This window comes from Pseudomonas sp. Irchel 3H9 (genome assembly GCF_900187495.1).
Lineage (GTDB): Bacteria > Pseudomonadota > Gammaproteobacteria > Pseudomonadales > Pseudomonadaceae > Aquipseudomonas > Aquipseudomonas sivasensis.
This window is the reverse complement of sequence record NZ_FYDK01000001.1, coordinates 1183577-1205213: the sequence shown is the minus strand read 5'-3', so window position 1 is coordinate 1205213 and position 21637 is coordinate 1183577. Positions and strand designations below refer to the sequence as shown.

Below are 21637 nucleotides of genomic sequence, written 5' to 3'. Positions count from 1 at the left end.
ATGCAAAGAATTCCCTGTGTGCTGATGCGTGGTGGTACCTCAAAAGGTCCGGTTTTTCTCGACTGGGACTTGCCCGCAGCCGTTGAGGCCCGTGACGAACTGCTACTCAACCTGATGGGCTCCGGCCATGAACTGGAGATCGACGGAATTGGCGGTGGCAATCCGCAAACCAGCAAGGTTGCGATTGTCAGCCCTTCGCTGCACCCGGATGCGGACGTTGATTACTTGTTCGTTCAAGTGATGGTTTCACAACGCCGGGTCGACAGCGCACCCAACTGCGGCAACATGCTGTGCGCGGTTGGCCCGTTCGCCATCGAACAGGGTCTGGTCAAAGCTACCCAAGAACGCACTCGTGTGCGTATTCGCAACGTAAACACTGGGACGTTCATCCATTCCGAGGTGTACACACCGAATGGCAAAGTCAGTTATGAGGGTGATACCGCCATTGATGGCGTGCCCGGTACCGCGGCGCCGGTGCAATTGACCTTCCTGGATGCAGCCGGCAGCAAGACTGGCAAACTCTTTCCCACCGGCAACACGCAAGACGTCATCGACGGCATTGCGGTGACCTGTATCGACATGGCGATGCCCATGGTGCTCGTCGAGGCCAGCCAACTGGGCAAGCGTGGCGATGAGACCCCAGCGGAACTGGACGCTGATAAAGAATTCCTGCGACGCCTTGAGACACTGCGGCTTCAGGCCGGCTTGGCCATGGGCTTAGGCGATGTCAGCAACAAGGTAATTCCCAAGCCGGTCCTGGTGTCGCCTGCGAAAGCCGGCGGTACGATTCAGGTTCGCTATTTCATGCCACACAGCTGCCACCGCGCGCTGGCCATTACGGGCTCGATTGGTTTAGCTACCGCGTGCGTGATAGAGGGCAGCATCGTCGCGCAGATGCTCGGCGGGATCAGTACGCCGCGCCTTGAAGCGGTGCGTATCGAACACCCGAGCGGCGGAATTGATGTCGTATTGTCCTACACCGGCGTCAACGGTGAGACAATTCAAGCGTCCGTCGTACGCACCGCGCGCAGGCTTTTTTCCGGTTACGTCTACGCCACTGACTCTCAGCGCCTCGCCGGATAATTCCGGCGGTCGTTGGCATTTTTGCATCCGCACAATTCTAAAAATGGGTGATGCCATGAAAGTTGTTAAATCGCTCTACTTCCAGATTCTCTGCGCCGTGGTGCTCGGCATCGTGGTCGGGCATTTCTGGGCCCAGCAGGCCATTGCACTCAAACCGCTGGGTGACGCGTTCATCAAACTTATCAAGATGATGATTGCCCCCGTGGTGTTCTGCACCATCGTCACCGGCATCGCCGGGATGAGCGACAAACGCTCGCTCGGACGCCTGCTCGGCAAAACCATGCTGCTGTTCTTCGTCCTGACGGTGATCAGCCTATTGATTGGCCTGGTCGCGGTGTACGTGTTCCAGCCGGGCGCCGGCATGAACATTGATCCCACCCAGTTGAGCACTAAAGGATTGGCCCAATACACGGAGTCGGCCGCAAAGCTTGGGGTTGTGGAGTTTTTCATGCACATCATTCCCGAGACTTTTATCGGCGCCTTCAGTAAAGGTGAGGTGTTGCCGGTGCTGTTTATTGCGGTGTTGTCCGGCTTTGCCTTGTCGTCGCTGGGCGAGCGTGGCAAACCGGTACTCGACGTGCTCGAATCCGCCTCGCAAATGGTCTTCAAGATCTTTTCTTACCTGATGCGTTTTGCACCGGTCGGCGCTTTTGGGGCCTTGGCGTTCACTGTCGGCCAGTACGGCATCACCTCGCTGGGTTCGCTGGCGAAGTTGATCATGACCTTGTACATCGCCTGCGGCTTTTTCGTCTTCGTGGTACTGGGTAGCATTTGCCGCGCCAACGGCTTCAGTCTGTGGAAACTGCTGCGCTACTTTCGGGAAGAGTTCCTGGTGGTACTCGGCACCTCTTCCACGGAACCTGTGATGCCGCGCATGCTGGAGAAACTCGAAGCACTGGGTTGCAAAAAAGGCGTCGTGGGCCTGGTACTGCCCACCGGCTACTCGTTCAACCTGGACGGCACGGCCATCTACCTCTCGTTGGCGGCGATTTTCATTGCCCAGGCCTGCAACATCGACCTGAGCCTGACGCAAATCATCACCATGCTGGCGATCATGCTGTTGTCCTCCAAAGGTGCCGCCGGCGTTACTGGCAGCGGGTTCGTGGCGCTTGCCTCGACCCTGACGGTCATTCACGACATCCCATTGGCCGGCCTGGCATTGCTGATCGGCGTTGACCGCTTCATGTCTGAAGCGCGCGCCCTGACCAGCTTGGCCAGTAACGCTGTAGCAACGGTAGTGATTTCGATGTCTGAAAATGCCTGCCACCGCGAAACGCTGAACCGGATGCTCGACGCAAAATCTTCCGAGGCACCAGGAAACGCCTGGAAAGATTTGAAGGTCGCCAAACGCGCCTAGAGAAAACCGGATAACACCTCCCCCCTGACTTGACTGACCCCCCCTCCCCGCCAGGCGCCGTTGTGCCGCCCGGCGGGTCAGGGCTCGTGCGCCTCGGCGTCAGCCATTTTTACGATAACAACAAGAGAATCGTTCTATGCTCGCTTTCCTTGGCTTGGCCATGGTGGTCGTATTCACCTTCCTCATCATGACGAAACGCTTGTCGCCGATCGTCGCACTCACTGTGGTGCCTATTGTCTTCGCGGTCATAGGTGGCTTTGGCGGCACCACCGGCAAGATGATGCTAGACGGCCTGAAAATGGTCGCACCGTCTGCCGCACTGCTGTTGTTTGCAATCCTGTTCTTCGGCCTGATGATCGACGCAGGCTTGTTCGACCCGCTGATCCGCAAAATCCTGAAGCGGGTCAATGGCGACCCGATGAAGATCGCGGTAGGCACTGCCTTACTGTCGTTGTTGGTGGCTCTCGATGGCGACGGCACAACGACCTACATGATCACCTGCGCAGCGATGCTGCCGCTGTATAAACGTATCGGCATGAACCCGATGATCCTCGCGACCATCTCCATGCTGTCGCTGAGCATCATGAGTGGCATGACGCCCTGGGGCGGCCCCGCGACACGGGCTATTGCCGCGCTGGGCCTGGATGCCGGTGAATACTTCGTGCCGTTGCTGCCGACCATGATCGGCGGTGCCCTGTGGGTGATCTTCACGGCCTTCATACTGGGTCGCGCAGAGCGCAAGCGTATCGGCAACGTGCAACTGCAAAGCGGCGGCGGCGATTGCTACATCAACGCGATTCTTGAGGACACGCCCCACAAACGTCCGAAGCTGGCGTATGTCAATCTGGTGCTGGTTATAGCGGTGATGGCGGCCCTGGTGATGGGGCTGATGCATTCCGCGATCCTGTTCCTGATCGGCTTCGTGCTCGCGCTGATGATCAACTACCCGCAATTGGACATTCAGAAAGAACGCATCCTGGCGCACTCGGGCAATGCCATGACTGTGGTGTTGCTGGTATTTGCCGCCGGGATCTTTGCCGGGATCTTCTCCGGCACAAAGATGGTGGATGCCCTGGCACAGACCCTCGTCGACTGGATCCCGCCGTCCTGGGGTCACCTGTTTCCATTGGTGGTTGCGATCACCAGCATGCCGCTGACCTTTGTACTGTCCAATGACGCTTACTATTTTGGTGTGGTACCGATCCTGGCTAATGCCGCCGCCGCTTATGGCATCGACCCGGTGGAAATCGCGCGCGCCTCGATCCTGGGGCAGCCCGTTCACCTCATGAGTCCGCTGGTGGCCTCGACCCTGTTGCTGGTGGGCATGGTCGATCGCGATATTGGCGACTTCCAGAAGGCCACCGTCAAATGGGCAGTGCTGACCTCTCTGGTCGTCACCGCGCTGGCCTTGTTGACCGGGGCCATCAGCCTGTTCACCTGATTCACCCACAACCTCTGCTGCCTTCCATCGCGCCTCACTCACGAGGCGCGTGTCGCCCTGTACCCCAAATAACAACAACGAGTCATTTGCCATGAACCATGTGTATACCCGTCGGGCTTTGTTTTGCGCGTTAGGCCTGGTACCCGTCGCAGGGGCCAACGCCGAAGGTTTTATTGATGACAGCAAACTCAAGCTGCAACTGCGTAACGTGTATTTCAACGAGAACTTTCGCGACGAGCACGGCTTGAGCGCACGGGCTGCGCGCACCGCAAAAAGCGAACGCACCGAGTGGGCCCAAGGATTTCTGCTGGACTATCAGTCCGGATTTACCGCCGGCACCCTCGGCTTCGGCGTGGATGCCCTGGGGCTGTATGGCGTAAAGCTTGATTCAGGGCGCGGTCGCAGTGGCACCGGGCTTATGCCGGTGCATGATGACGGGCGAGCGGCCGACGAGTTTGCCAGCGCCGGCGCTACCGCAAAAGTCAGGTTCGCCAAAACCACCGTCAAGTACGGCACCTTGCTGCCCAAGACGCCGGTGCTGATTTACAACGATGCACGCTTATTGCCCCAGACCTACCAGGGCACCCAGGTCAGTAGCACCGACATTGAGAACCTGACCGTCACCGGAGGGCATCTGGACCGTTTCAAATTACGGGACTCCACCGACAGCGTGCCGATCGTGCCTGATGGCTACAGCGGGGAAAAGTCGGGAGATTTCAATTACGCCGGGGCCGAGTACAAATGGGGTAAGAATGTTCGCCTGAGCTATTTCTACGGGGAGCTGGAGAACTTTTACCGACAGAACTTTGCCGGCATCCAGCACGACCTTCCGCTTGCCGGTGGCGTGCTGACCAGCGACCTGCGCTACTTCAACAGCGTTGATAGCGGCTCTGCCTACGCAGGCAAAATCGACAATGACATGCTCAGCGGCCAGTTGTCCTACGTGATCGCAGGCCATACCGTCGGAGGCGGCTACCAAACCCTTCGCGGTGATGCCGGTTTACCCTACATCAGCGGCGCAACCGTCTACTCATTCAGTAATGCGGGCATCGGCAAATTCATTGAGGAGGATGAGAAGACCTGGATGCTCAACTACGGCTACAACTTCGCCGCCGTCGGCGTGCCCGGCTTGACCTTTTCAACGCGCTACCTGAGCGGCAATGACGGCAAGTCCACGACCACGGTCAAGGAATGGGAGCGTGATACCGAGCTGGCTTACGTTGTGCAAGCCGGCACGTTCAAGGGGCTGGGCGTGCGCATGCGCAACTATGTCTACCGTTCTGAGTTCTCCCGCGGCCGCGACAGCAATCGCCTCTACCTCACCTATGACATCGCCCTTTGGTAAGTCGACGATCGCGGCCCTTGCGGCCGCGTTCATACAGATTCAGGTGAGGAACCCCAAGCATGCTGTTTAAAAACAAAGTACTGATGCTGGTGCTGGCCCCGGTGGTGCTGTTGTCCACGGTGCTGGCGCTGACAACAAGCACCACTCTGCTGTCGAGCGCCGAGCAAGAAGTCACGGTGACTCGGGAACGCCTGCTTGATGAAAGCCGGGAGCGCTTGAAAGACTACGCCAACCTTGCCCGAACCTCAGTAGCGGAACTGTATGCGCAGGCAGAGACGGGGGACAAAGCAACGCGTGCGCTGGCGATCGCGCGACTGTCCCAAATGAAGTATGGGGACGACGGCTATTTCATCGGTTACGACAGTCAGGTCGTACGCCTGTTTCGAGGCGACAGCCGCGAAGGCGTCGGCACTAACATGAGCGACCGCAAAGACAAGAATGGAATTTACCTGAACCGGGAAATGGTGGCCGCAGCGAAGAACGACACCCACTTCGTCAATTATTCAGGCGCCCTGATCAATACGGATAAAGTCGTTCCCAAGCTTGCTTACAGCTTTTACCTGCCTGCTTGGGACATGGTCGTGGTCACCGCGATTAACCTGGACAGTATCGAAAGCCAGGTTGCCAAAGTACGAGGGGAAATCCATCAGCGCGTGCGCAGCCTTGTCTATGGGATAACCGTCATCGCCTTGGTTGCGCTCGGAATCACCGGCGTGCTCGCCTTGTTATTGGTTAAAAGCAGCCTGCGCCCCCTGTCACGGATTCGTGAGCACCTTGATGAGATCGCAGCGGGCGAAGGCGATCTGACGCGGCGCTTACCCATCAGCCGCGACGAGTTCGGCCAGGTGGCCGTGTCGTTCAATGCCTTCGCGGATAAGATTCATGGGCTGGTCAGCCAGATCGTCGGCATGGCCCGAGAGCTGAATACATCGGTCACCCAAGTGGCCGAACAGAGCAAATGCATCGATCAGGTCATGGAACAGCAACGCCAGGAAACCGATCAGGTCGCCGCAGCAATTAATCAAATGTCATCCGCGGCGCAAGAGGTAGCCATCAGTGCCCAGAGCGCTTCAGATGCAGCAGGCGAAACCGATTTGCAGGCCCAGCACGCCAGGCAGGTCGTCAATGAAAGCATCGCCCGACTGGGCACCCTGACCGAGGACTTGTCCGCGGGAGGCGTCTCGTTGAAAAGCCTGCAAGGCGATGTAGAAGGCATTGTCACGGTGCTTGATGTCATCCGCTCAATCGCCGAACAAACCAACCTTCTGGCACTTAATGCCGCGATCGAAGCGGCACGAGCCGGGGACGCGGGGCGCGGATTTGCAGTGGTTGCCGATGAAGTACGCGCGCTGGCAAGCCGGACGCAACTTAGTACCCAGGAAATTCAAGCGATGATCGAGCGCCTTAACCTGGCCACAACCAAGGTCGTCACTGCGATGAGCCATTCAGGCGCAGCAGGTCATGGTGCCAGCCTGCACGCGGAACAAGCCGGGCAGTCGCTGGGCAAAGCGGTCGAGTTGATCGTCACCATCAATACGATGAACGCGCACATCGCCAGCGCCGCGCAAGAGCAGACATCGGTCGCCGAAGAAATCAATCGGAGCGTCCATCAGATAGCCCACGCGATTGAAAACGTCGCAGACCAGACGCAAAGCGGCGTACACACAGTCGATGAACTGTACGCCATCGGTCATCGCCTTGAAGGCCTGTTGAGGCAATTCAAGATTTAACCGGGACGTCGGTTTGTTCAGGTTGCAACGTTGCAAGCGCTGGGCTCATTGCCCGATATCGCCACTTACCAAGTGGATCGGCTGACACACAGCTGTCCTATCGTCGAAATGGACAACGAGTCCTACCGCCTGCAACACAGCACCTTGGCCGCCCAGAGAAAGATCAAATCGTGTGAACGAAAGCGCAAGGACAAAGAGGGTATCGAGGACGATGAGCCGTTTGAACTGCACCGTAGACACCGTTCAGCAGGCCTGCATGCGGTGGGGCCAGATGAGTCTTCAGCGAAGACACTGCTGCTAAGGTCATCCACAATTATTGGGACAACAATCAGCAATCGGCCGTGGATCAATTTTCAAGTGGCTGGAGGTGGAATCCAGTGGATTCCAGAAACGAAAAAAGCGGCACAAGGCCGCTATTTCCGTGGCTTCCAGGCGCTCAGTGGGCCTTGGCGGAAGCAAATATGGCGCAGCGGACGGGACTCGAACCCGCGACCCCCGGCGTGACAGGCCGGTATTCTAACCGACTGAACTACCGCTGCGCGTAACACATGAAGCGAATGGTGGGTGATGACGGGATCGAACCGCCGACCCTCTGCTTGTAAGGCAGATGCTCTCCCAGCTGAGCTAATCACCCTTCGTTTCGGTGTGGGCGCATCATACACCAAAAAATCGTAATGTCTTGATTTAAATGCAATTTATTTAAAAAAAGTTTCCAGCACGACTTTTCGCCATATTTCGGACAAAAAAAACCCGCTCAATGAGCGGGCTTTTTGTGGTGACCTGGCGTTCAGCATTCCAGGTTACCGAATATGGCGCAGCGGACGGGACTCGAACCCGCGACCCCCGGCGTGACAGGCCGGTATTCTAACCGACTGAACTACCGCTGCGCGTAACACATGAAGCGAATGGTGGGTGATGACGGGATCGAACCGCCGACCCTCTGCTTGTAAGGCAGATGCTCTCCCAGCTGAGCTAATCACCCTTCGTCTCGGTGTGGCGCGCATTCTACGGAGCGACCCTAGGTCTGGCAAGCACTTTCTTAAATCTTTTTTTTGAGGCCTTCCAATGGCTTAGGCAGGGTTGGCCTGGGGCGCTATCAAGAGAATAATGCCCCCCTTTGTATAAAGGAGAGACTCACCCCATGTGGTTCAAGAACCTGCTTATCTATCGCCTGACCCAAGATCTGCCTGTTGATGCCGAGGCGTTGGAAGCGGCCATGGCCACCAAACTGGCGCGCCCTTGTGCAAGCCAGGAGTTGACCACTTACGGTTTCGTCGCGCCTTTCGGTAAAGGTGAAGACGCTCCCCTGGTCCACGTCAGCGGTGACTTCCTGCTGATTGCCGCGCGCAAGGAAGAACGCATCCTGCCGGGCAGCGTAGTGCGTGACGCACTTAAAGAGAAAGTCGAAGAGATCGAGGCCGAGCAGATGCGCAAGGTCTATAAGAAGGAACGCGATCAGATCAAGGATGAAATCATCCAGGCCTTCCTGCCACGCGCATTTATCCGTCGCTCGTCGACCTTCGCCGCTATCGCGCCGAAACAAGGCCTGATCCTGGTCAACTCGGCCAGCCCGAAACGCGCCGAAGACCTGCTTTCCACCCTGCGTGAAGTGATCGGCACCCTGCCAGTACGCCCACTCACCGTAAAAAACGCGCCAACCGCGATCATGACCGACTGGGTCACCACCCAGAAACCGGCCGATGACTTCTTCGTCCTGGACGAATGCGAGCTGCGTGACACCCACGAAGACGGCGGCATCGTGCGCTGCAAGCGTCAGGACCTGACTGGCGAAGAAATCCAGTTGCACCTGACCACCGGCAAAGTGGTGACCCAACTGTCCCTTGCCTGGCAGGACAAGCTGTCCTTCATGCTCGACGACAAGATGACCGTCAAGCGCCTGAAGTTCGAAGATCTGCTGCAAGATCAGGCGGAACAGGACGGCGGCGACGAGGCACTGGGTCAGCTGGATGCGAGCTTCACCCTGATGATGCTGACCTTCGGTGAATTCCTGCCGGCGTTGATCGAAGCACTCGGCGGCGAAGAAACGCCACAGGGCATCTAAGCCGTTTGAAGATCAAAATGTGGGAGGGGGCTTGCCCCCGATTACGGTGTGTCAGCTACGCACATGTTGGCTGACATACCGCCATCGGGGGCAAGCCCCCTCCCACATTTGATCGCATTTGCACTTCAAGAATCTAACAACAAGGACACCCCCATGCGCGCACTCGCCGCCTTGAGCCGCTTCGTCGGCAATACCTTCGCCTACTGGGTGCTGATTTTCGCCGTGCTCGCCTTCCTCGAACCGAGCTGGTTCATCGGGCTGAAAAGCGCCATCGTCCCGCTGCTGGGTCTGGTGATGTTCGGCATGGGGCTGACCCTAAAACTCGAAGACTTCGCCGAAGTCGCACGCCACCCGTGGCGCGTGGCACTCGGCGTGGTTGCGCACTTTGTGATCATGCCAGGTGTGGCCTGGCTGCTGTGCCAGGCATTCCACCTGCCGCCGGAAATTGCCGTCGGCGTGATCCTGGTCGGTTGCTGCCCAAGCGGCACATCGTCCAACGTGATGACGTGGTTGGCCCGGGGCGACCTGGCGCTGTCCGTGGCCATCGCTGCTGTCACCACCCTCCTCGCCCCGCTGCTCACGCCAGCTTTGATCTGGCTGCTGGCCTCGGCCTGGCTGCCGGTATCGTTCATGGAGCTGTTCTGGTCGATCCTGCAAGTGGTGCTACTGCCGATCGTGCTTGGCGTGATCGCGCAGCGCGTACTTGGCGAGCGAGTTCGCCACGCGGTGGACGTATTGCCACTGGTGTCGGTGGTGAGCATCGTGATCATCGTCGCGGCGGTGGTTGCCGCCAGCCAGGCGAAGATTGCCGAATCTGGCCTGCTGATCATGGCCGTGGTGATGCTGCACAACAGCTTCGGCTACTTGCTGGGCTACTTCACTGGGCGACTGTTCAAGCTGCCGTTGGCACAACGCAAGTCGCTGGCACTGGAAGTCGGCATGCAGAACTCTGGACTTGGCGCCGCGTTGGCCAGTGCGCATTTCTCGCCCCTGGCGGCAGTGCCGAGTGCACTGTTCAGCGTCTGGCACAATATTTCCGGGGCGTTGCTGTCGACATATTTCCGACGCATGAGCGAGAAGGAAGACCGTCGCATCCTGGAGAACACCCCGCAAACTTGATCGCCCGATCCGTTTTCGGCACTCTACGGGCTTCGCGGGGACGACCTCGCGACGCCAACGAGCGTTGAATCCGGGGACGACCCCGCCTGAAGAAGCGAGGTCATCATGTCCTGGATCATTCTGTTTTTTGCCGGGTTGTTTGAAGTCGGCTGGGCCGTCGGCCTGAAGTACACCGACGGTTTCAGCAAGCCACTGCCCACCGCCCTGACCATAACCGCCATGGCTATCAGCCTCGGCCTGCTGGGGCTGGCCATGAAGGAACTGCCACTGGGTACCGCCTACGCCATCTGGACCGGGGTGGGTGCGGTGGGCACCGTGATCGCCGGTATTATCCTGTTTGGGGAATCCATGGCGTTGTTTCGGTTGGCCAGTGTGGCGCTGATCATTTGCGGGCTTATTGGCCTCAAGATCAGCACTTAGGCCGCTACCGCCATCAAGGGCTAGCCCCCTCCCCCATTTGACCGAGCTGTTGTGACGAGCGCGGTCTAATGGAGGAAGGGGCTTGGCCCCGATGAGGCCAATACATCCAGTACAGAACTACCTGACACTCCCCCGCAAAACACCAACCACCGCCTGCAACTGCTCAGGCGTCGCCGCCTCTGCATCGACAGGCTCGCCAGCTACCAACACTACACGCGACCAGATCCGATGGAAAATCCCCTTGTTCGGATCGCGACTGAAGAAACTTCCCCACAACCCCTGCAACGCCATCGGAATCACCGGTACCGGCGTCTCCTCCAAAATCCGCGTAACTCCACCACGAAACTCATTCATCTCGCCATCGGCGGTCAATTTGCCTTCCGGGAAGATACACACAAACTCGCCTTCCTTCAGGTACTGGGCAATTCGCGTGAAGGCCTTTTCGTAGATCTGAATATCTTCATTGCGTCCGGCAATCGGAATCGCACCAGCGGTGCGGAAGATGAAGTTGAGCACCGGCAAGCGGTAGATCTTGTAGTACATGACAAAACGGATCGGACGACGCACCGAACCGGCAATCAACAGCGCATCGACAAAGGACACGTGGTTGCACACCAGCAAGGCCGCGCCCTCATCAGGAATGGCCTCCAGGTTGCGGTGTTCCACGCGGTACATGGAATGGCTGAGCAGCCAGATCATGAAGCGCATGGTGAACTCAGGGACGATCTTGAAGATGTAGGTGTTGACCGCGATGTTGAGCAGCGACACCACCAGGAACAACTCAGGGATCGACAGCTTGACCACGCTCAGCAACAGGATCGAAACAATCGCCGACACCACCATGAACAGAGCATTGAGGATGTTGTTGGCAGCGATCACCCGCGCGCGCTCGTTCTCGGCGGTTCGTGACTGGATCAGCGCATACAGCGGCACGATATAGAAGCCGCCAAACACGCCGAGGCCAAGGATATCGATCAACACCCACCAGGCCTGGCCGTAACTGAGCACCGCCAGCCAGTCATTGGCCTGGACGTTCTGCGGAAAGCCGCCAGAGTGCCACCACAGCAACAGGCCGAACACCGTCAAGCCGAATGAACCGAACGGCACCAGGCCGATTTCGACCTTACGCCCGGAGAGTTTTTCGCAAAGCATTGAGCCGAGGGCGATGCCCACCGAGAACACCGTGAGGATCAGGGTCACCACGGTTTCATCGCCGTACAACCATTCCTTGGCGTAGGCCGGGATCTGGGTCAGGTAGATCGCGCCGACAAACCAGAACCAGGAGTTGCCGACAATGGAGCGTGACACCGCCGGCGTCTGCCCCAGGCCCATGCGCAGCGTGGCCCAGGACTGGGTGAAAATATTCCAGTCCAGGCGCAGTTGCGGCGTAGACGCCGCTGCTCGTGGAATGCTGCGGCTGGCCAGGTAACCCAGCACCGCCACGCCGACAATCGCCACCGCCACGATCGGCGCGTAATGGGTGGACGACATCATGATCCCGGCACCAATGGTGCCGGCCAGGATCGCCAAAAACGTGCCCATTTCCACCAGGCCATTACCGCCCACCAGCTCATCTTCGTGCAGGGCCTGGGGCATGATCGAGTACTTCACAGGGCCGAAAAGCGCCGAGTGAGTGCCCATGGCAAACAGCGCCAGCAACATCAATTCCAGGTGGTTAGTCAGGAAACCCGTGGCGCCCACGGCCATGATCACGATCTCGCCGATTTTGATCACGCGGATCAGTGCGTCCTTGTTGAATTTCTCGCCAAACTGCCCGGCCAGCGCCGAGAACAGGAAGAACGGCAGGATAAACAACAAGGCGCACAGGTTGACCCAGATCGAGCGGTCACCGTCGATGGTGAGTTTGTAGAGGATCGCCAGGATCAGCGATTGCTTGAAAATGTTGTCGTTGAAAGCGCCCAGCAACTGGGTGATGAAGAACGGCAGAAAACGCCGTGTGCGCAGCAAGGTGAATTGCGAAGGATGGCTCATCGTCGTCCGTGTTCCTGCGTGGCCTGAAGGCTTATAGGTTGTCAGGCCAAGACTTTACCTAATCCCGCTTACTTATTCGCTAGGCCTGCAATGCATGGCGAAACAAAAAGCTCTCCTTTATAAGCGCCCTGTACGGTGCGCTTGGCCACGATCAACCACATCAGCGTCAATGCCATCACCAACACGCAACCAAATACACCGAAGAACCCCAGTTGCAACAGACTCGCCAGCTTTAACGTGGCCAGGGCGTACACGCCCAGCGGGAAGGTAAAGCCCCACCAGCCCAGATTGAAGGGAATGCCAGCGCGCAGGTAACGCAGGGTTATCAGTACAGCGATGAGCATCCACCACAAGCCGAAGCCCCACAGGGTGATACCAGCAACCAGGCCGAGACCATTGGCCATTTCACCCACGCCAGGCAAGCCATTGGCGGCAAAGATCGCTGGCGCATCGCCGCCCAGTAGCAACATGCCAAGGGCACCAGTGCCAATGGGGCCGAGCGCCAGCCAGCTCGACGCAGCCATGTTGGCGTGAGGCAGTTTATGCAGGGCCATGCGCAACATCAGGATGGTCAAAATGCTGAACGCCACCGGCAGGGAAAACGCCCACAACACGTAGCTGGTCACCAGCATTATCAGTTGCGAGTGAGCGTCCGCCAGGTGCGGTGCGAGCAGGCCACCGCTGGCTGCAGCGACTTCGGCGGCGACCACCGGCAACAGCCACACGGCGGTCATTTGGTCGATGCTGTGTTCTTGACGGGTGAACATCATGAAGGGGATGAGCACACCGCAGGCCAGTGCCATCGCCACATCCAGCCACCACAGGGATTCGGCCAGCGGGATCACATCGCCACCCCAACGCGGCAGACCAAACAGCAGCAAGCCATTGAGAATGGTCGCCAGGCCCATGGGAATGGTGCCGAAGAACATCGAGACAGTGGAGTGCCCGAAGATCCGCCGCGCCTCGTGGAAAAACATCAACCAACGCGCGGCATACAAGCCACTGAACAGGATGAACAGGCCGATGGTGAACCACCACAGCCCTTCGGCAATGGCATGCAAACCGGGCATATTTACCGGCAACTGCGCCAGGGCCAGCGCCAGTACGCCGGTGCCCATGGTCGCGGCGAACCAATTGGGCGTGAACTGGCGGATCACTTCCCGAGGGCGGGCCAGGTGACTGAAAGGCTTGTAGCTGATGGTATTCGAGCAGGTCATGATGAAAATCCTCTTCCTCGCATGAGGTTGAGACCATCATAGAACCTGATCGAATATCTATATAACGGGTAATATCTCTAACTGTTATCTACTTTTCAGATATGCAGGCCGCCTTGGACTTTGCCGAATCCTGCAGCAGCAAAGCGACCAACGCCCCGAGGGCCAGCAGAATGAGGACTGCGCCGTAACCGTCGGTGGTGGCGATCAGGCCAAAGCTGCGAATCAGGTTGCCCGCCAGCAGCGAAGGCAAACAAAACGCCAAATAACTCAGCACATAGAATGCCGACATCAAGCCTGCGCGTTCATGGGGCAAGGCCAGCGGCACCACACTGCGCAATGCGCCGAGAAAGCCGGCGCCGAAGCCGCCACCGGCGATCAACGTGGCGATAAAAAACAGCGGCAGGCTGGCGCTGTGCACTGCCGTGAGGATCAGCGCCACCCCCACAGCCAACAGCGCAGCGCCCAGGCGCAGTACCTTACTGGCCGGTCGATTGCGCAGGGTGAAGATCACCAGCGCCCCGCTCAATGTCAGCACCGCCACCAAGCCACCACCGATAAGGTTCGACGTAGAGCCTGTCGCCGCCCGCACCAGCGACGGCGCCAGGGACAAGTAAAAGCCCCCCATTGCCCACACCGCCACGTCCACCGGCAGCGAAAGCCACAACGCTCGACGCGCCTGGGGCGGCACATGCAGCGTTGGGCGCAGCGATGCCACTGCACCGGGAATGCGATCAACGGTTTCCGGCAGGCGCCATACATAAAGCGCCTGCACCAGCATCAGCGCCAGCAGCGTCCAGTAGATCAACTGCGTCGGCAGCGGCGCGAACTCCACCAGCAAACTGCTGCCCATCGCCCCGCACGCCATACCCAGCAGAGGCGCCACACTGTTGACCAGCGGGCCCTGTTGACGGTCGGTGTCGAGCAATGCCGCGCCCAGCACCGCCGTGGCCATCCCGGTGGCAAACCCTTGCACGGTACGCGCGGCAATCAGCCAGGCCACGCTGCCCTCATTGATGAACAGCAGCATCGCCAGCATATTCAGGACCAACGCAGCAAAAATCACTGGCTTGCGTCCCAGGTGGTCCGACAGCGAGCCCACGGTCAACAGCGCCGCCAAGAGGCTCAAGGCGTAAACGCCAAAGATCAACGTGAGCATGCCTGCCGAAAAATGCAGCCCCTCCTGATACAGGTGATACAACGGTGTCGGCGCGCTGGAAGCCGCGAGAAACGTCAGCAACGTGATCGCCAGGAACACCAGGCTCGAACGATGAGAAATACGGCTGGACATAGGCACGCTCCACTAAAGCTAATATTTTGCTTTTGCGGAGTGTGCTACTGACCAACGCTTAAAGCAAATTCTTTGTGTTAAGGTCATAAACATGGCGATTAAAGAAGGCCTCCGCCCGGGGGGGCGTAGTGCCCGGGTACAAGAATCCGTTCATTCGGCCGTGCGTGAGCTGCTGAAAACCCAGGAGCGCTCCAGTGTCACCGTGCCGATGATTGCCACCCGCGCAGGCGTCACGCCCTCGACCATCTACCGGCGCTGGGGCGACCTTTCCATGCTTCTGGCCGATGTGGCGCTGGCGCGCATGCGGCCTGATAGCGAGCCGGCCAACACCGGGACCCTGCGCGGTGATCTGCAAGCCTGGGCCGAGCAATATCTGGATGAGATGAGTTCAGAACCGGGGCGAAACATGATGCGCGACGTGCAATGCAGCCTGACACCCGGGTATTGCGTGAGCATCTTGAGTGGGCAGCTTCAGGCGATTGTTGATCGCTATCCAGATGACAACCCGCCCAGCGTCGACCGCTTGATCAACTTGCTGGCGGCGCCGACGGTGTTTCGTATTCTGTTCTCAACCGAGCCACTGAAAGTTGAAGAACTGCACGCGCTGATCGAACTGGCACTGAAGGCCTGACACAAAACCAAATGTGAGAGGGGGCTTGCTCCCGATTGCGATGTGTCAGCTACAGATAAGCTGACTGACATAGCGCAATCGGGAGCAAGCCCCCTCCCACATTTTTTACGCGTTCGGGTCAGTACTCAGGTACGCATCCCACGCCCGCTCACCAGCAACTTCGCGCAACCGATATACAACACCACCGTCGCCACGATCATGAAAGTGATCGCCACACTGATCTTGATATCCGACACACCCAGGATGCCGTAACGGAACGCGTTGACCATATGCAGCACCGGGTTGGCCAGCGACACCGTCTGCCAGAACGGCGGCAGCAAAGTGATGGAGTAAAACACCCCGCCCAGGTAAGTCAGCGGCGTCAGCACAAAGGTCGGGATGATCGAAATATCATCGAAGTTGCGTGCGAATACGGCGTTGATGAAACCCAGCAGCGAGAAAATCGTCGCCGTCAGCACGACCACCAGAATGGTGACCCCGAGGTGATGCACTTGCAGGTGGGTGAAGAACAGCGACAGCAGCGTCACGATCACCCCGACCATCAAGCCACGCAACACACCGCCAGCGGTGTAGCCAAGCAGGATAGTGTGCGGCGACACCGGCGAGACCATCAGTTCTTCGATGGAGCGCTGGAACTTGCTGCCGAAAAAGCTTGAGACCACGTTGCCGTAGGAGTTGGTGATCACCGACATCATGATCAGGCCCGGCACGATGTACTCCATGTAAGTGAAGCCACCCATATCACCGATCTGCCGGCCGATCAGGTTACCGAAGATCACGAAGTACAGAACCATGGTGATCGCCGGCGGCAGCAAGGTCTGCGGCCAGATTCGGGTAAAGCGCTTCACTTCGCGGTAAACGATGGTTTGCAGTGCGACGAGGTTGGGTTGCAGTTCGGAACTCATACCGCCACCTTCGTCAGATTTTTCTCCACCAGGGACACGAACAACTCCTCAAGGCGATTGGTTTTGTTACGCAGGCTCAGCACTTCGATGTTCTGGGTCGCCAGCTGCGTAAACAGCGCGGTGATGCCCATGGCTTTATCCACTTGGACTTCCAGGGTGTGGCTGTCCACCAGGCGGCTTGGGTAGCCAAGCAATTGCGGCGGCGCCGACAGATTGTTCTTCAGGTCGAGCAGGAAAGTCTCCACATGCAACTGGCCCAGCAGGTTACGCATGCTGGTGTTCTCGACGATGGTGCCGTGGTCGATGATGCCGATGTTGCGGCACAACTGTTCAGCCTCTTCCAGGTAATGGGTGGTGAGGATGATGGTGATGCCCTTCTCGTTCAGCTCGGTGAGGAAGGTCCACATCGAGCGACGCAGCTCAATGTCCACGCCGGCGGTGGGTTCATCGAGGATCAGCAGCCGCGGCTCATGCACCAGGGCGCGAGCAATCATCAGGCGACGTTTCATGCCGCCGGACAATGAACGGGACGGCACGTCGCGCTTGTCCCAAAGGCCCAACTGGGTCAGGTACTGCTCGGCGCGTTCCTTGGCAACTTTCGCCGGGATGCCGTAGTAACCGGCTTGGGTCACGACGATGTCGAAGGTTTTTTCAAACTGGTTGAAGTTGAATTCCTGGGGCACCACGCCGATGGAACGCTTGAGCGCCGCCGGGGATTTGTCCAGGTCATGGCCGAAGATATTCACCGTGCCGCTGGTTTTGTTGACCAGGGTGGAGAGGATGCCGATGGTGGTGGATTTGCCGGCACCGTTGGGGCCGAGCAAGGCGAAGAAATCACCTTCGGCAACGTCCAGATCGATACCACTCAGGGCCTGGAAACCGTTGCCGTAGGTTTTGGTTAGCTGCCGGATGGACAGAGCGGAACTCATATCGGAATACGCACCAAAGAAGGGAATAGAAAGAGTAGATGAGCGCGCAGCGCACGTAGTTCAACGGCGGCGCATGACAAGCATGGTGCTTGGCTGCGCCGCACAAGTACAGTCACCTGTATTAATAGTCAGTATTAAGTCAACGCGGTCATGACCGCTTTGCGATAGGCCGGACGCTGTTGCAGACGCTGGTACCAGGCTTCCAGATGGGGCATTGCGGGGCGTTCGATGGGCATCTCGAACCAGGCATATGCAAAGCATCCCAAGGGGATATCGCCTATGCCGAACGCGTTGCCGGACAAGTAAGGCTGCTCGGCGAGGGCTTGATCGACTGTTTTGAGCGCATCGATACACGCCTGGCGCCCGGCGTTGATACTGTCCCAGTTCTGTTTTTCCGCCGGAGTACGCAGGACACCCCAGAACACCGCTTTGAAGGGCTCAGCCAGGGTGGAGGTTGTCCAGTCCATCCACTTCTCTGCGCTTGCTCGGGCTTGCGGGTCGCTCGGGTAAAATTCCGACGCATGCTTCGCGCATAAATAACGCACGATGGTGTTGGATTCCCACAACACAAAGTCACCGTCCTGAATCATCGGCACCCGCCCATTGGGGTTCAGTGTCCGATATTGCGGGGTGTCGACCACACCAAAAGCCCCGCCCGCATCAATTGCTTCATAGTCCAGGCCGAGCTCCTCGGCGCACCATAGTGCTTTCCTGACATTTGATGAATTTTTACGACCCCAGATCTTCAGCATGACCGCGCCTTATTGTTGATGAACATGGCTATGGACGCAGCAGCATACGCCGGTTCACCCGCGGCTTAAATCGCTCTGCATATCACCCAACAGGTTTGGCATGTCTGCGGCAAACAGGTGCGGGTAGCATTTCTGAATATGGGTGAAGAACAAATGCTCGGGTACATCAGCAAATTGCCCATGGTCCACCACGTACTCCATCGAGCGTTGGCCCTGACGATTGAACGCGTGAAACACACTGTCGTTGAGCCCATCAAATTCCAGCGGCGGCACATCAAACACCGCGCACAATTGCTGATTGAACGCCGGCGTGGCTTTGACCCAGCCACCGTTTAGGTGCAGCTCGGTGTAACCGTGCATGGCGAACACATCACTCTTGAGCAACGCGAGCAGACGCGGCGTCGACAGGTGATTGCGCACATCCGCCAGGCCTATGCGCGCCGGGATACCACAGTGGCGCGCGCAGGCAGCGAGCAACGTGGCCTTGGGCACGCAGTAGCTCTCACGGGTGGCCAGGGCGTAGCTGGCATTCAAGGTGTCTGGGTCGCGGCTGAACGTGTAGGGGTTGTAGAGCACCGCGTCACGCACGGCGTAATAGAGACTGACTGCCTGGTCAGTTAAATCCGCGCGGGTTCCGCGATGTTTTTCGGCGAACTCCACCACCGCAGGGTGGTCACTATCGATGAAGCGGCTGGGACTCAGGTACGTTTCCATGAGTGCTATCTCCGAAGGAAGCCTGGAGTTTAACGACAGGTCTGCCATAGAGATAACGACGATTCGGCCAAATGTCGGCGCCTGTAGATCGGTGCTTTGCGTACAACTCGTTACACCCTGACTGCCGCGCTTTCTCGGATGCCGACTAAGCTCCTTGGTGGTTTCGCCCCTGGTTTCACGGAGGATTGAATATGCTGTTGTTGTGGATACTGGTTCTGGTGGTCGGCATTGCCTACCTGGCACACCGCCGCACCGCGCCCCTGCCCGCCTTGGGCGTGGTCGCCGTCTACATGCTGGCGATGGGCGCTTGGAGCCATGCACCGGGCTGGCTGCTGCTGATCTTCTGGGTGCTGATCGCCGCCGTCGCAGCGCCGTTGCTGCTGCCCGACCTGCGTCGCCAATACTTCACTAAGCCGCTGTTCAGTTGGTTCCAGAAAGTCCTGCCGCCCATGTCCGAAACCGAGCGCGATGCCATCGACGCGGGCACCGTGTGGTGGGACGGCGAGCTGTTCAGCGGTCGCCCCGATTGGGACAAGTTGCTTGCCTACCCAAAGGTCGAACTGACCGAAGAGGAACAGGCCTTTATCGACGGCCCAACCGAAGAACTCTGTGCCATGGTCAGCGACTGGGAAATCGGTCAGGCCATGGACCTGCCTCCAGCCGCCTGGGAGCACATCAAGACCCACGGTTTCTTCGCCCTGATCATTCCCAAGGAATATGGCGGCAAAGGCTTCTCCGCCTACGCCCACTCCCAGGTCGCAATGAAGCTTGCCACCCGCAGCGGCGACCTCGCCTCAACCGTGATGGTGCCCAACTCCCTCGGCCCGGCCGAGCTGCTGCTGCACTACGGTACCGACGAACAACGCAACCACTACCTGCCGCGCCTGGCTCGTGGCGATGACATTCCATGCTTCGCCCTCACCGGCCCACTGGCAGGGTCCGATGCGGGCGCCATGCCCGACACGGGCGTGATCTGCAAAGGTGAATGGGAAGGCAAGGAAACCCTCGGTCTTCGCCTGAACTGGGAAAAACGCTACATCACCCTTGGGCCGGTCGCGACCTTGCTCGGGCTGGCCTTCAAGGCCCATGACCCGGACCACTTGCTGGGCGAAGAGGAAGACTTGGGCATCAGCCTGGCGTTGATTCCCACCGACACTCCTGGCGTGGAAATCGGCCGTCGTCACCTGCCCCTGGGCGCCGCGTTTATGAACGGCCCCAACTCTGGCAAAGATGTGTTTATCCCCCTGGAATTCCTCATCGGCGGCCAGGAAATGCTCGGCAAGGGCTGGATGATGCTGATGAACTGTCTGTCGGTGGGCCGTTCGATTTCCCTGCCAGCAGTCGGCACCGGCGCTGCCAAGTTCACCAGTCTGGTGACCGGCCAATACGCCCAGGTGCGCGAGCAGTTCAACGTACCGCTGTCGGCCTTCGAAGGTATCCAGGAAGCCCTGGCTCGCATCGGCGGCAACGCCTGGCTGATGGACAGCGCGCGCATGCTCACCGCCAATGCCGTCGACCTTGGGGAAAAGCCTTCGGTGCTGTCGGCGATTCTCAAGTACCACCTGACCGAACGGGGCCGCGAGTGCATCAGCCATGCCATGGATGTGCACGGCGGCAAGGGCATCATCATGGGCCCGAACAATTACCTGGGCCGTAGCTGGCAAGGCGCGCCGATCTTCATCACCGTGGAAGGCGCGAACATCCTCTCGCGCAACCTGATGATCTTTGGCCAGGGCGCCATCCGCTGCCATCCGTTCGTACTCAAGGAAATGGCCCTGGCCGGCCGCGAAGATCACGACCAGGCGTTAAAGGAATTCGACGGCCTGCTGATGCAGCATATCGGTTTTGCCGTGAGCAACGCCGCCAGCACACTGGTACTGAACCTCGGTATTGGCCGCTTTGAGAAAGCGCCGGGCAACCGCTTGAGCCAGGGTTATTTCCGTTCGCTGAACCGCCAAGCTGCGGCGTTCGCCCTGCTAGCGGACTTGAGCATGATGCTGCTGGGTGGCGAATTGAAACGCCGCGAACGCCTGTCGGCACGCCTGGGGGATGTACTGAGCCATATGTACCTGGCCTCGGCGGCGCTCAAGCGTTATCACGACCTGGATTCACCGGACCACCTGGAACCGCTGTTCGCCTGGGCCATGGAAGAAAGCCTCGGCGAGTCGGAACGCGCGCTGGATGAGTTGCTGAGCAACTTCCCAAACAAGGTGCTCGGATGCCTCTTGCGGGTGATCGTATTCCCGTTCGGCCGTCGCCACACGGGGCCGTCCGATGCACTGGATGCCGAAGTGGCCGCAGTGATAGGCCGCGCCAAAGGCGATCCAACCCTGGAAGAATTGCTGGCCGGCTGCTATCGCCCGCAATCGGCGGACGATCCGGTAGGCGCCCTGCAACATGCCTACGACCTGCTGGGTGCCAGCCATCCGCTGCAGAAAAAACTCCACACTGCGCTCAAAAGCGGTCAGGTCAAACCGAGCGCCGGCGAGCATGCCATTGACGCAGCACTGCACGCCGGGGTGCTGCAACCGGCCGAAGCACAGACTCTGCGTGACGCCGAGGCAGCACGACGCAAGGTGATCGACGTGGATGATTTCAGTAAGGAAGAGTTGACCCAGGCTGAGGGTAAAGTCCGCTGAGTCGAGCGGTCAT

Annotated in this window: 17 protein-coding genes, 4 tRNA genes and 2 pseudogenes; 12 read left to right on the top strand and 11 right to left on the bottom strand. The window is 58.8% G+C overall.

Annotation, left to right across the window (positions count from 1 at the left end):
• The 7 genes and pseudogenes from CKW32_RS05835 to CKW32_RS05810 all read left to right on the top strand — a co-directional run.
• Positions 1-1083: a 4-oxalomesaconate tautomerase gene (locus CKW32_RS05835; protein WP_095184288.1), complete on the top strand. Its 1083-nt coding sequence runs from the start codon at positions 1-3 to the stop codon at positions 1081-1083.
• Between the two features lie 43 nt (positions 1084-1126).
• Entirely contained in the window at positions 1127-2440 is a 1314-nt protein-coding gene (locus CKW32_RS05830; RefSeq protein WP_032885986.1) for a dicarboxylate/amino acid:cation symporter, read from the top strand.
• A 136-nt stretch (positions 2441-2576) separates the two neighbouring features.
• Positions 2577-3881 carry a CitMHS family transporter gene (locus CKW32_RS05825; protein WP_032885984.1) on the top strand — a complete coding sequence of 435 codons (1305 nt, stop codon included), beginning with the start codon at positions 2577-2579 and terminating at the stop codon, positions 3879-3881.
• A 91-nt stretch (positions 3882-3972) separates the two neighbouring features.
• A complete protein-coding gene (locus CKW32_RS05820) occupies positions 3973-5226 on the top strand; it encodes an OprD family porin (RefSeq protein ID WP_095184287.1) in 1254 nt (417 codons plus the stop codon).
• Positions 5227-5285: 59 nt separating this feature from the next.
• Positions 5286-6098, top strand: a pseudogene (locus CKW32_RS28780) (cache domain-containing protein); the annotation flags it as partial.
• A 36-nt stretch (positions 6099-6134) separates the two neighbouring features.
• Positions 6135-6956, top strand: a complete 822-nt coding sequence (locus tag CKW32_RS28775; RefSeq protein ID WP_371853982.1) for a methyl-accepting chemotaxis protein — start codon at positions 6135-6137, stop codon at positions 6954-6956.
• 69 nt (positions 6957-7025) lie between these two features.
• Positions 7026-7178, top strand: a pseudogene (locus tag CKW32_RS05810) (AAA family ATPase); the annotation flags it as partial.
• Between the two features lie 240 nt (positions 7179-7418).
• On the opposite strand, the gene CKW32_RS05805 reads toward CKW32_RS05810, so the two are convergent.
• From CKW32_RS05805 to CKW32_RS05790, 4 genes are all read right to left on the bottom strand, one after another.
• A tRNA-Asp gene (locus CKW32_RS05805) sits at positions 7419-7495 on the bottom strand.
• A 19-nt stretch (positions 7496-7514) separates the two neighbouring features.
• Positions 7515-7590 (bottom strand) — tRNA-Val (locus tag CKW32_RS05800).
• 176 nt (positions 7591-7766) lie between these two features.
• A tRNA-Asp gene (locus CKW32_RS05795) sits at positions 7767-7843 on the bottom strand.
• A 19-nt stretch (positions 7844-7862) separates the two neighbouring features.
• A tRNA-Val gene (locus CKW32_RS05790) sits at positions 7863-7938 on the bottom strand.
• Between the two features lie 159 nt (positions 7939-8097).
• Here CKW32_RS05790 and rdgC point away from each other — a divergent pair.
• The 3 genes from rdgC (at position 8098) to sugE (ending at position 10557) form a co-directional block, all read left to right on the top strand.
• Positions 8098-9018: a recombination-associated protein RdgC gene (gene rdgC / locus CKW32_RS05785; RefSeq protein ID WP_095184285.1), complete on the top strand. Its 921-nt coding sequence runs from the start codon at positions 8098-8100 to the stop codon at positions 9016-9018.
• Between the two features lie 153 nt (positions 9019-9171).
• Entirely contained in the window at positions 9172-10137 is a 966-nt protein-coding gene (locus CKW32_RS05780; protein WP_032885981.1) for a bile acid:sodium symporter family protein, read from the top strand.
• A gap of 105 nt (positions 10138-10242) precedes the next feature.
• A complete protein-coding gene (sugE, locus tag CKW32_RS05775; protein WP_095184284.1) occupies positions 10243-10557 on the top strand; it encodes a quaternary ammonium compound efflux SMR transporter SugE in 315 nt (104 codons plus the stop codon).
• Positions 10558-10674: 117 nt separating this feature from the next.
• Here sugE and CKW32_RS05770 read toward each other — a convergent pair whose 3' ends face one another.
• From CKW32_RS05770 to CKW32_RS05760, 3 genes are all read right to left on the bottom strand, one after another.
• Positions 10675-12549 (bottom strand): MFS transporter, encoded by a 1875-nt coding sequence (locus CKW32_RS05770; protein WP_095184283.1) that lies wholly within the window; start codon positions 12547-12549, stop codon positions 10675-10677.
• 68 nt (positions 12550-12617) lie between these two features.
• A complete protein-coding gene (locus tag CKW32_RS05765) occupies positions 12618-13766 on the bottom strand; it encodes a TDT family transporter (RefSeq protein ID WP_095184282.1) in 1149 nt (382 codons plus the stop codon).
• Positions 13767-13854: 88 nt separating this feature from the next.
• A complete protein-coding gene (locus tag CKW32_RS05760; RefSeq protein WP_095184281.1) occupies positions 13855-15054 on the bottom strand; it encodes an MFS transporter in 1200 nt (399 codons plus the stop codon).
• Between the two features lie 91 nt (positions 15055-15145).
• Here CKW32_RS05760 and CKW32_RS05755 point away from each other — a divergent pair, with 91 nt between their 5' ends.
• A complete protein-coding gene (locus CKW32_RS05755) occupies positions 15146-15685 on the top strand; it encodes a TetR/AcrR family transcriptional regulator (RefSeq protein ID WP_095184280.1) in 540 nt (179 codons plus the stop codon).
• Between the two features lie 125 nt (positions 15686-15810).
• On the opposite strand, the gene CKW32_RS05750 is transcribed toward CKW32_RS05755, so the two are convergent.
• The 4 genes from CKW32_RS05750 to CKW32_RS05735 form a co-directional block, all read right to left on the bottom strand.
• Positions 15811-16590, bottom strand: coding sequence for an ABC transporter permease (locus tag CKW32_RS05750; RefSeq protein WP_032889243.1), 780 nt, complete (start codon positions 16588-16590; stop codon positions 15811-15813).
• The gene (locus CKW32_RS05745) at positions 16587-17519 is read right to left on the bottom strand and encodes an ABC transporter ATP-binding protein (protein WP_095184279.1); all 933 of its coding nucleotides are present in this window, start codon (positions 17517-17519) and stop codon (positions 16587-16589) included. The genes CKW32_RS05750 and CKW32_RS05745 overlap by 4 nt, the downstream gene beginning before the upstream one ends.
• Positions 17520-17653: 134 nt before the next feature.
• On the bottom strand, positions 17654-18271 hold the full coding sequence (locus CKW32_RS05740) for a glutathione S-transferase family protein (RefSeq protein WP_095184278.1): 618 nt from the start codon (positions 18269-18271) through the stop codon (positions 17654-17656).
• Between the two features lie 54 nt (positions 18272-18325).
• Positions 18326-18985 (bottom strand): transglutaminase family protein, encoded by a 660-nt coding sequence (locus tag CKW32_RS05735; protein WP_095184277.1) that lies wholly within the window; start codon positions 18983-18985, stop codon positions 18326-18328.
• Positions 18986-19176: 191 nt separating this feature from the next.
• Here CKW32_RS05735 and CKW32_RS05730 point away from each other — a divergent pair, with 191 nt between their 5' ends.
• Positions 19177-21624: an acyl-CoA dehydrogenase gene (locus CKW32_RS05730; RefSeq protein ID WP_095184276.1), complete on the top strand. Its 2448-nt coding sequence runs from the start codon at positions 19177-19179 to the stop codon at positions 21622-21624.
• Positions 21625-21637 lie beyond the last annotated feature (13 nt).